At 69.5% G+C, this 10,431-nt stretch carries 8 protein-coding genes; 4 read left to right on the top strand and 4 right to left on the bottom strand.

Translation table 11 applies throughout. The features are described 5' to 3' along the window. The first annotated feature begins 519 nt into the window (after nucleotides 1-519). Nucleotides 520-1,353 (top strand): alpha/beta fold hydrolase, encoded by an 834-nt coding sequence (locus STRCI_RS41805; RefSeq protein WP_269664226.1) that lies wholly within the window; start codon nucleotides 520-522, stop codon nucleotides 1,351-1,353. 223 nt (nucleotides 1,354-1,576) lie between these two features. Here the strand turns inward: STRCI_RS41805 and STRCI_RS41800 are convergent, their stop codons facing one another. Continuing rightward, nucleotides 1,577-2,470: an SDR family oxidoreductase gene (locus tag STRCI_RS41800; protein ID WP_269664225.1), complete on the bottom strand. Its 894-nt coding sequence runs from the start codon at nucleotides 2,468-2,470 to the stop codon at nucleotides 1,577-1,579. Between the two features lie 110 nt (nucleotides 2,471-2,580). After that, nucleotides 2,581-4,071, bottom strand: coding sequence for an MFS transporter (locus tag STRCI_RS41795; protein ID WP_269664224.1), 1,491 nt, complete (start codon nucleotides 4,069-4,071; stop codon nucleotides 2,581-2,583). A gap of 140 nt (nucleotides 4,072-4,211) precedes the next feature. Between STRCI_RS41795 and STRCI_RS41790 the strand changes: the two genes are divergently transcribed. The 3 genes from STRCI_RS41790 (at nucleotide 4,212) to STRCI_RS41780 (ending at nucleotide 7,998) form a co-directional block, all read left to right on the top strand. Continuing rightward, nucleotides 4,212-4,784, top strand: a complete 573-nt coding sequence (locus STRCI_RS41790) for a TetR/AcrR family transcriptional regulator (protein ID WP_269664223.1) — start codon at nucleotides 4,212-4,214, stop codon at nucleotides 4,782-4,784. A 799-nt stretch (nucleotides 4,785-5,583) separates the two neighbouring features. Beyond that, nucleotides 5,584-7,746, top strand: coding sequence for a bifunctional lysylphosphatidylglycerol flippase/synthetase MprF (locus STRCI_RS41785; protein ID WP_269664222.1), 2,163 nt, complete (start codon nucleotides 5,584-5,586; stop codon nucleotides 7,744-7,746). Between the two features lie 30 nt (nucleotides 7,747-7,776). Beyond that, a complete protein-coding gene (locus tag STRCI_RS41780) occupies nucleotides 7,777-7,998 on the top strand; it encodes a hypothetical protein (protein ID WP_269664221.1) in 222 nt (73 codons plus the stop codon). Between the two features lie 216 nt (nucleotides 7,999-8,214). Here the strand turns inward: STRCI_RS41780 and STRCI_RS41775 are convergent, their stop codons facing one another. After that, on the bottom strand, nucleotides 8,215-8,580 hold the full coding sequence (locus tag STRCI_RS41775) for a hypothetical protein (protein ID WP_269664220.1): 366 nt from the start codon (nucleotides 8,578-8,580) through the stop codon (nucleotides 8,215-8,217). Nucleotides 8,581-8,940: 360 nt separating this feature from the next. Further along, nucleotides 8,941-10,233, bottom strand: coding sequence for a PP2C family protein-serine/threonine phosphatase (locus STRCI_RS41770; RefSeq protein ID WP_269664219.1), 1,293 nt, complete (start codon nucleotides 10,231-10,233; stop codon nucleotides 8,941-8,943). Between the last annotated feature and the right edge of the window lie 198 nt (nucleotides 10,234-10,431).

Here is a 10,431-nt window from a genome sequence, read left to right as displayed (position 1 = left end):
CGGTTGGAACTGGCCAGAATTCCATGCAGCAGCGGTGTGCCACCATGCGCCGGTGACGCTCCCTCACGGATCGACGTGCTGACTGCGAGTGTGACGGCCTCGTACGGATCTCGTCTCCCGCGCCTCGGTGCCGTGCGGTGTGGGTGGAACGAACGTGGGAAGCGTCTGGTCTGGTCCGCATCGCGACCTCCATCCCGCGTGGACTGCAGTCGCGGCTCTCACAGGCTCGGCAAACGCGCCTGCTAGGCCGTGTACCGAAAGTGGATCGCCCGCCAAGCGGTGAAGACCGCTTCGATCAAGGCCCAGCAGGCATCGGACACATCACTGCGGTAGAGAAGACGAACACTCACGCCTGGCCTAGCGACCACCCACACCGGCCGTCACAAAATCATCCCTGTCACCCTGCGCGCTGGTCGGCCACTGTGCTTCGCAGCCGGCCGCGAACTGTGACCGATGAGTCTGCACCATCCGGAGGGTCTAAGCATCGACAGACCCATCACAGCCTCATCCGGAGAACACATGACCACTAACCCGACTGACACCGCTGCTGTCGGTTCCCTCAAGGTGCCCGGCGCACGTCTGCACTACGAAGTGCGTGGCGAGGGTCCTCTCATCGTGCTGGTCGGTGCCCCGATGGACTCCGCAGCCTTCGCCCCGCTGGCCGAGCTGCTCGCCACCGACCACACCGTGCTCACCACCGATCCACGCGGCATCAACCGCAGCAAGCTCGACGACCCCGGCCAGGACTCGACACCCCAACTGCGCGCCGACGACCTGTCCCGGCTGATCGCCCGCATCGACGCGGGACCGGCCATCGTCGTGGGCTCCAGCGGCGGTGCCGTCAGCGCCCTGGCCCTCGCTCAGACCCATCCCGACCAGGTGCACACGGTCGTCGCCCATGAGCCACCGCTGATCGAACTGCTGGAGGACTCAGAGCAACTGCGTACCGGCACCGAGGACCTCATCGCCACCTACCTCGCCGACGACGTGACGGGGGCCTGGAAGAAGTTCTTCGCCCAGGCCAACATCACGATGCCCGAACCCCTGATTGAGCAGATGTTCGGCGGGGAGCGCGATCCGCAACAAGTGGCGGACGAGCGCCGCTGGTTCGCGCACGAGATGCGGGCTTCCACCTACTGGCAGCCCGACCCGGCAGCCCTGCGCGCGGCGACCACTCGCATCGTGGTGGGCATCGGTGACGACTCCGCCGGACAGCTCTGCGACCGAACCTCCCGCGCGCTCGCTGACTCGCTGGGCACCGAGCCAACGACGTTCCCCGGTGGCCACATCGGGTTCGTCGAGACCCCCGACCTCTTCGCCACCCGCCTGCGCATGGTCGTACGCGAGGGCTGAGCGATAGGAACACGCATCGAGTGCGGTCTGAACTACGCGGTTCGGCCGCGCTCGATGCGTGCCCGGTGCGCCCTGCGCACGGGACGCGCACTGCTCGCCCGGATCCGGGCATCGAGCCGACGCGCTGCCCTTCCTGCGCACGGCGGCAGGGGGCGCAACCCACCGCCAGCTCGCGTCGGTGGGTTCCGCCGCCCGAACTCGGCGCCCCGGGTTTCGCGGCGTGTCAGGCCGTGTAGGCGCCGGCGTCAATGTCTTCGATGAGGGTGGGCCCGCTGGGCTCCCAGGACAGGAGCTGCTGGGTGGTCTTGCTGCTGGCGGTCATGGCCGACGCGAAGAAGCGGCCGACGAAGCCGAAGTGGGATCCGGCGTCCTCGGGAGCGACGGAGGTCACCGGCAGGCCGAGGCTGCGGCCGATGGCCTCGGCGATTTCCTTGGTCGTGACGCTTTCTTCGGCCACGGCGTGCAGGCGTGTGCCGGCAGGTGCCCGCTCCATGCCACGGCGGATGAGGCGGGCCGCGTCCGTGCGGTGCACCGCGGACCAGTCGACGGAACCGTCACCGATGTACCCCGAGGCGCCGCGCTGGCGGGCGGCGGCGGTCAGGAAGTTGACGAATCCCCAGTCACCGCGGCCGTGCACGCTCGGCGCGAACCGTAGGATGACGGTCCGTACGTCCTTGGCAACGTAGTCCAGGGCAAGATTCTCGCTGCCTCCGCGGTTGGAGTTGGGGCCCACGGCCGGTGAGGCATCCGCCTCGGTGGCCGGCCGACCTGCCACCAGGCCAGAGAGTGCGGAGGCGACCAGGAGGGGCCGGTTGCTGCCGGTCAGGGCATCGCCGAGCGCTGCGACGGCGGCGCGCTCAGCCCGGTCCGACTCGGCCGGGTTGCCCCAGTCGTGCTTGTTCGCAAGGTGGATGACGGCATCGGCCTGGTCCGCGCCACGTTGCAGCACGGCAAGGTCGTCGAGGTCGCCTCGGAGTGCGGCCGCGCCCTTGGCGGTCAGCTTCTGCCCGCCCTGTTCGGATCGGGCAAGACCGATGACCTGGTGTCCGGTCGCGAGGAGCTCGTCGACTACGGCAGACCCGATCCAGCCGGTGGCTCCAGTGACAAATGCACGCATGAGTGTGGCCTCCTTCGCCCCTGAGGGGCTGTGATGGTGGAGAGGGTGGTTGGGGGTGTCTCGGGCACGGCGCTTGTGCCGAATACGGGGACGTCTGGAGCGGTATCGCCTTACTGACGCGCCGTCTTGTGCCCGCGCCAGGCACCAGCGACGACCACTGCTCCAGCGAGCAGGACGACGAGCGCGGCCGCACGCAGCGCGATTTCGGCTCCGTGAGTGAAGGCCTGGGTGATGGCGTCGTGGTCCGAAGGCGCAAGGGTGAGCGCCTCCTTGACGGTGCGTGGGATAGGCGAGTGCTCGCTCAGCGCCGCGGGAAGGTGGTGGGTGAAGTCGGCGGTGAGGATGGTGCCGAAGACCGCTACCCCCAGGGCGCTGCCCAGTTCGCGGGTCGCCGACTGCAGGCCTCCGGCGATGCCGGCTCGCTCCACGGGCAGGGCTGAGGCGATCTGAGCGGTCAGGCATGGGGCGGCCAGCATGATGCCCAGGCCGATCACGACCAGTGCGGTCGCGTAGACGGGGTAGGCCATGGTGGAGGCGTAGGAGAGCCAGAGCAGGCCGGCGCTGCTCAGCAGGAATGCCGCAGCGAGCGTGGCGGGGGCCCCGATGCGGCGCATCAGTGTCGGCACGTAGCGCGTGCCGAGCAGGAGTGGAACGGTCAGCGGGACGATGCCGAGGCCGGTCTGCAGAACGGAGAAGCCGCGCCCGTACTGCAGCAGTGAGGCGTTGATGTAGAAGAGGCCGAAGCTTCCGAAGAAGACAACGGTCATTCCCAGGCTGGCGCTGCTGAGTGCCGGGCTGCGGAAGACCCGGGGATCCAGCATGGGGTGGGCCACACGCAGCTCGACCAGGACCCAGCACGCAGCCAGCAGCACGCTGGCGGCGAAGGCGGCGAACACGACGTTGCTGCCCCAGCCTTGTTCGGGCCCCTCGATGATGCCGATGAGCAGAGCCACCACGGCCGCTATGAACAGCAGCGTGCCCGGCAGGTCCAGGGTGCGCTCGTGTCGGGGGCTGCGCGGCGTCGAGCGTGCAGCCCAGGCCAGACACCCGGTGGCGATGACCGCGACGGCCACGAACAGGGACCGCCAGGATCCCGCGGTCAGCACGGCGCCGCCACCCACATTGCCGACAACGCCGCCGATTCCGGAGGCTGCAGCCCAGACGGCCAGGGCATGAGTTCGGCGCTCAGGAGCAGTGGCATGCAGCAGAATGCCGACACAGTTCGGCAGGACGCATGCGGCACCAAGGCCGGTGATCGCGCGGCCGATCAACATGATCGCCACGCCGGGCGCGACGGCCGAGACGATGGCCCCGGCCGCAAATATGCCGAGCCCTGTCAGCAGCGTTCCCTTGCGGCCGAGCTTGTCGCCAGCCGCGCCGGCGGGGATGACCAGGCAGGCGAAGACCACCACGTAGGCGTCGACGATCCACAACAGATCCGAGGACGTCGGCTGTAAGGAGCTCGCCGCCAGCCCCGGAACTGCCAGGTTGATCGCCGCGACGAACCCGACCACCAATGCGGTGCACACGCTCATGCACGCCAGGACCAGACCGGACCTCTGGGCCGGGCGCACGGGACTTTCCAGCGTGGTGGTAGCCATTGCTCTCGTTTCCTTGATTGGACGAGGTACAGGACGCACGGCACGAAGGGGCAGGCCAGACGGGCAGCACCTATTTCCGAGTCACCGTGCACCGTAAAAGTAACACATGCGGGACACGATGCCTCGTTTATAGTGGAGCCATGGTGGGTGCCAGCGGCCGCGGACGGCCACGCAGCGAGAGCGCACGGGCCGCCGTGCTGCATGCCGTCGACGACCTCCTGGTCGAGGTCGGCTACGCGGCACTGACGATGAAGGGCATCGCAGAACGAGCCGGCGTGGGCCGGCAGACCGTATACCGCTGGTGGTCGAACAAGGCCGAAGTCCTGTACGAGGCGAGCGTGCTCGACGCACAGGACGAACTGGCGGTGCCTCACAGCGGCGACGCCCGCACGGACGTAGAGGCCTACCTCAACGCCCTGGTCGCCTTCTTGGCACGCTCCCACGCAGGAGCGGCCTACCGGGCCCTCATGGGAGAAGCACAGCATGACCCGGCCGTGGCACGCCTGTTGGCCTCCCGCGACATCCTCGGAGAAAGTGCCGCAGCGACGGTAAAGACCGCTATCGCCGCCACCAGTACCACCCTGTCCGCCGAGCAAGCGACCGCGCTCTTGATCGGCCCCGCCTTCTTCCGGATCCTGTCCGGGCATGACGCGGACAACATCGACACAGGCGCCCTGGCCGACCAATTCATGCGGGTCCTGAAACAAGGCTGAGGCACAGGACCGAAGGACGACCCGGATCAGGGGACCCGGGCCTCCTCCGGCCGGCCGACAGGGAGCGGACCGCGAGGGCCACGTAGCGGGCGACGTCCTCGGGCTTCCTCCTGCGCGCGGTGCGCACACCGGCAAGCCAGCCGGCCGCGAATCCCGCCGGATTGGTCACCACCCCTGCCTCGCCAGCGGGAACCAGGCGAAGTCGGCCGACGGGAAGAGCGCGCCGGGCGGCCCGAGGCCGTCGGCCCGAAGGTCCGCAGCAAACCACGGCGCAGATGAGCCCCGCGTACATCGTCCAGGGCGGACCGGCCCGCGTGCACCCTTTCCAAAACAGGGCGTACACCAGGCTCGGCAGCACCGCCGACGACGCTACGGACACGGCGCGAACTGCGCTGGGAACTGGATCCGCCAGCTCTGTGCCAGCACCGACAACGGCACGGCGACGACCCCCACGACCGGAGTCGCCCACCGCATGGCTCTCACTCTGCGGCGGGTGCCACTCCTCCCCCGCGGACACAACCAATGCGGTCAGCAGGTCACCGGACGTCCCGCAACCAGCTCCTGACCGGTCGACGAGCCGCTCGAAGAAGGGTCCCGATGGTCGCTGACGGGACGTGGGGGGGGTGCCTTCGGCGTCCTGCGCGGTGATCGCGTTGGCGTCGCAGTGCAAGGCGCAGCGTTCGACCGCGCGTTCGGCCTGCTGCAGCAAACAGGGCATCGGCTGGCGCCCGCCACGGCCGCACCCCACGCCTAGCCACCGACGCGCACGGTGTCCAACCTCCACCTTTAATGGTTCTTCGTGGGCATTCGACAGCTCAGCTCAGGCCGCTTCGATCGACCGGCGGACAGCGTCGCCTCCACCGACGGCAGGGGCCGCGTCATACGGGTGGCGCTCCGGCTGCCGTTCACCTTCGGGCTGCTCGTGGCCATGCTCGTGGTTGCCCTGGCCACGCAGTCCCTGTGGCGGCCGGTGGAGGACCGTTCCTGGTATCCCCAGATCGCCTACGGGCTGCCGTCGTTCGAGGCGAACCGCTGGTGGACGTTGTTCAGCGGGTTCGTGTTCGGGGCCCGGCCAAGCGCCGGCCTGGTCATCGTGGTCGCCGTGATCTTCCTGGTGGGCTTTGCCGAATGGCGGCTGGGCACCCGGTGGGCCGCGGCGACAACGCTCGTCGGCCATCTCGTCGCGGTGCTCGCCAGTGCCGGACTGCTGTGGCTGGGCCGGGGCGTGAACTGGTCGTGGGCGGAGCTGGTGTCCAGGGACCTGGACGTGGGGCCCTCGGGCGGCGCGCTGGCCGCTGCGGCCCTGGCCACCGCGACCCTGCCCTCCCCCTGGCGGCTACGGGTGCGGCTGGCCCTGTCGGGCTATGTGCTGGTGGTCTTCCTGTTCGTGGGCGGGATCGCCGACCTGGAGCATCTGGTCGGCGTCGCGCTGGGCCTGACCGCCGCCCGGTGGCTGCCGGTACCGGGCCGGTCCCCCGCCTCGGGCCGGGTGAGCCGCCGCGAGTGGCGCCTGTTCGCCGCCTCGGGCATCGTGCTGCTCCTGGCCATCACCGTCACGGTGTGGTTGATCTCCGCCCAGGGACCCATGGGATCCACCTACAGGCTGGGTGGGTCCGCGCTCCACGCCGCCCTCCACGCGCTGGTGGCCGCCGTGCTCGTCAACGGACTGCGCAAGGGCCGACGCGCGGCCTGGTGGATCAGTACCGTCCTGGCCGCGCTGTCGGTGCTGCTGGGGGCGCTGGTCGCGGTGGCGTACGCGCTGGCGGACGAGGCGGACCGGCGTGACGTACTCGAAGACCTGCCGGTGCTGGTGCCGGTGGGCGTCGTCTGGGCCGCCGAGCTCGCCGTTCTCCTGGCGGGACGGTCCGCGTTCCGCGTCCCCACCCCATGGCTCGGCAGATTCCGCCGCTCGCGCGAGGCGACCCCGCAAGAAGAGCGCGAGCGGGCCGTGGACCTGCTCGTCCGGCACGGCGGCACCAACCTGTCCTGGATGACCACCTGGCCCGAGAACTCCTACTTCTTCGCCCCCTCCGGCCACGCCTACGTCGCCTACCGAAAGCACGCGGGCGTCTGCATCGCCCTCAGTGACCCGGCCGGGGCGCCGCAGGACCGACGGGCGGCGGTGCGGGACTTCGTCGACTTCTGTGAGCACCACGGCATGGTTCCCTGCCTGTTCTCCACGACCCGCCCGGTCGCTGAGGCCGCCGAGGCGCTGGGCTGGCACAGCGTCCAAGTGGCGGAGGACACCGTGGTGCCTCTGTCAGGGCTGGAGCTCACCGGCAAGCGGTGGCAGAAGGTCCGCAGCGCCCTGAACCGCGGCAAGAAGCTGGACGTCGGCTTCGAACTGGTCCGCCTGGCCGATCAGCCGCGCCAGGTCGTCAGCCAGGTACGGGCCATCTCCGAGGAGTGGGTGGGTGACAAAGGGCTGCCGGAGATGGGTTTCACGCTGGGCGGCGTCGACGAGGCGCTCGACCCCCACGTACGCGTCGGCCTGGCGACGGAAGGCACGACGGTGCTCGGGGTCACCTCGTGGATCCCCGTGTACGCCGGCGACGGCCAAGTGCGCGGGTGGACGCTCGACGTCATGCGCAGACGTGCGGACGGGCCCTTCCCGCCCGTGGTCGAGTTCATGATTGCCTCCGCGTTCCTGGCCTTCCAGGAGGAGGGCGCGGAGTTCGTGTCCCTGTCCGGGGCCCCGCTCGCCCACAGCGACAGCGCCTGGTCAAAGTCCGCCACCCCCTTCGACCGGCTCCTGGACCAGCTCGGCGTCTTCATGGAGCCGTACTACGGGTTCCGGTCCCTGCACGCCTTCAAGCAGAAATTCAACCCGCGGTACGAGCCGCTGTACCTGCTGTACCGCGACGAAGCGGACCTGCCACGCATCGGCGTCGCCCTCACCCGCGCCTACATGCCGGAGGCCAGGACCCGCGAGCTGCTGCGGGCACTGCGGAAACCCGAGTGAGCGCGGACTCCACCTGAGCGCGGACGGCCGTTGCCGCCGCTCTCCCTGATCGTCACCGGCGGACAGCGGGCGGACTGCACCCAGTTCCAGACGGTTCTGGCGAAGATCCGCGTTCCGCGGGTCGGTCCGGGTCGGCCCCGCCCGAAGCCCGACAGTGTCGCGGCCGACAAGGGATGCAGCAACGGCCCGTGCCGCGAGTACCTGTGGCGCCGGGGCATCCGGCACACGACCCCGAAGAAGCCCGATGGCTAGGCCGCCCGCCTGTGCAAAGGCTCGCGCGGTGGACGGCCACCGGGCTTCGCCGAAGGGCGGTACAAGAAGCGCAACACCGCCGAACAAGCGATCAACAGGCTGAAGCAGTCCCGGGCCGTAGCCACGCGCTATGACCAGCGTGGCTACGTCTTCCTTGGCGCCCCCGCAGCAGGTGGCCTTGTCCTCTGGCTCCGAACATGACCGCTAGGACCAGGTTCACGGAGTCCCGCCGCCGCCCTTCCGGTTACCCCCGGCGAGCTGACCCACCATCATGACGATGAGGCCGGCAAGGAGAATCGCGGCGCCGATCAGCGTTCCCGACGGCCGAGCATCAGAATCGCTGATCATCAACCCGAAGACCAGCTGCCAGCACAGCGCAAAGGCCACCACCAGCTGACCCCAGCCATAGATCCGCGGGGTGCGAACATGGTGCCGGGTCATGGGAAGCACCCAGCCGCTGGTAACCGCGGCAACGCCGGAAGCGGCAATGAGCAGCGCCAACGGGACGAGAGTCACGGCGAGGTATAGCTTCACGGTTCCTCCCCTACGTACCGGGCCCATGCCCGCCGAAAGCGTGATCATGACACCCACTCCATCGCACGTCCATAAGTACGCAGGCACAGTGATCAGCTGAACAAGTTCCTAGCGGCGCTTTCGTCTTCGTGCTCGCCTTCCTTCTCACCCGGCTGATCCCTCTGCTCATCCGGGCCGGCTGCGGCCCCTTCCGAACCCAAACACCGGGGCAGCTTCCATGTGCGCCACCTCGTGCCCATCAACTGCCTCATGATCGGCGGCCGATTCGGAGCGGTGGCCTCCAAAGGCCTTGGTCTCGCCGCCCGGCGTCGCGGACACTGCCGTGGCGCAGCGCGAGGGGCCGGTCGGGGCGACGTCCCCTTCTCACGGCCGGGCAGGTGTCATGTCCTGCGCGGCCGTCTGAAGCGTTCAGGGCGTATCCGGGATGGTGAGGGTGGCGGCGAGGATGGTGATGTCGTCGCGGTTCCAGTCGGCGTCGTGGTGGGCGCTGGCCCGGTAGAGGGCATCGACCACGTCTGCGGGATCGTCTCCGGCGCGGGCCACGGCGTCGGCGACGGCTGTCCGGCCGAGCATGGTGCCCGTGCGGTCGCGGGCTTCGGTGAGGCCGTCGGTGGCCAGCACGATCAGATCGCCAGGAGCGAGCGGGCTCTGCCGGACGTCCCAGACGTCTTTGGGGGTGGTGAGAAACGGCCCGATGACCGGTCCGGTCGGCTCAAGTTCCTCGACGGTGCCGTCGCCGTGGCGAAGCAGTGCGATCTCGTGACCGGCGCTGAGCCAGCTGAGGCAGCGGCGGGCGGGATCGAGGACGGCGATGACGAGAGTGGTGAAGCGCTCGTCCTCCGGGGCAATGACGGTCCAGGCCGCGGCTGCTGCGGTGCGGGCCTCGGGGGTCAGGTGGAGGGCGGCGACGACGGCGCTCTTGACCCGGACGGCGAGCAGGCCGGCATCGGTGCCGTGGCCTGCGACATCGCCCTGCAGGAGGACAGTGATGCCGCCAGGCAGGGCCAAGGTGTCGAGGAAGTCTCCAGCGATGACGCCCTCGGCACTTTGGACGCGGCCGTGGGCGCGCACGCCAGGGCCGGGGGCGTGCTGGGCGTTCAGGATGCAGCGCAGTCCCTCGGAGGCGGCGGCATCGGTGCGCAGGGCCTCGCGGTCCTTGTGGGCCTGGTGCTGGGACTGTTTCAGGACCTGGAGGGTGTGTTCGGCCTGGCCGAGGACGCCGCCGAGCCATGGGGTGGGGTGGTGGGTGATGCGGGTGGCCGGTGAGGTGCCGAGGCTGATGCTCCCCAGGTGAGTCTCCAGGTCCGTGAGCGGCAGGATGATCCGGCGCCACACCACGAGGGCCAGGCCGCCCAGAAGCAAGAGCAGGACGACCACGAAAGCCAGGTGGAGGGCGAGCAAGGTGTTCTGGGCGGCGACAGCGTCCCTGCGGTCCTGGGCCTTGTGCTCGTCAAGAGCGGCAGCGAGGACGTCGGCCGCAGCCAGGAGCGGATGGAGGCCGGTGTCAGGCCGGGCGATCCAGGCCGGGAGGGCGGCGGAGAGTGCCTCGCCCTCGGCCGTCATGCCGATCGGACGGGCATCGGCTTCGATATCCCGGGCCAGCGCCCTGGCACGGTTCGCGTACGCAGCCGCCACGGGACTGCTCTCGCGGACGGCGGCACGGTGGCGGCTCTCGTCGACGGCGTGGACGGTCGCGAACAACGCGCCCATGCTGCGGCTGGCATTGTCAGCGTGGCTCCCGGTCATCGCGCTGCCGGTGTACGCACGGAAGGCCAACAGAACATCCACCACGGCCAACGCGACTGCGACCACCAAGGCCGCCACCAGCGTCGCACCAGCCGAGCGAAACACGAGACGACGAGGACGCGCCCTCACCACAGTGGTCTCCGATCCATCAAC

Origin of the sequence: Streptomyces cinnabarinus (genome assembly GCF_027270315.1) — a bacterium.
GTDB lineage: Bacteria > Actinomycetota > Actinomycetes > Streptomycetales > Streptomycetaceae > Streptomyces > Streptomyces cinnabarinus.
Note: the sequence above shows the minus strand (reverse complement) of the source record. Positions and strands in the feature narration are given on the sequence as shown.

Bases quoted from the DNA above. Each gene is read 5' to 3' on its own strand.
- STRCI_RS41805 (WP_269664226.1), top strand. From the start codon at position 520: ATGACCACTAACCCGACTGACACCGCTGCTGTCGGTTCCCTCAAGGTG.
- STRCI_RS41800 (WP_269664225.1), bottom strand. From the start codon at position 2,470: ATGCGTGCATTTGTCACTGGAGCCACCGGCTGGATCGGGTCTGCCGTA.
- STRCI_RS41795 (WP_269664224.1), bottom strand. From the start codon at position 4,071: ATGGCTACCACCACGCTGGAAAGTCCCGTGCGCCCGGCCCAGAGGTCC.
- STRCI_RS41790 (WP_269664223.1), top strand. From the start codon at position 4,212: ATGGTGGGTGCCAGCGGCCGCGGACGGCCACGCAGCGAGAGCGCACGG.
- STRCI_RS41775 (WP_269664220.1), bottom strand. From the start codon at position 8,580: ATGATCACGCTTTCGGCGGGCATGGGCCCGGTACGTAGGGGAGGAACC.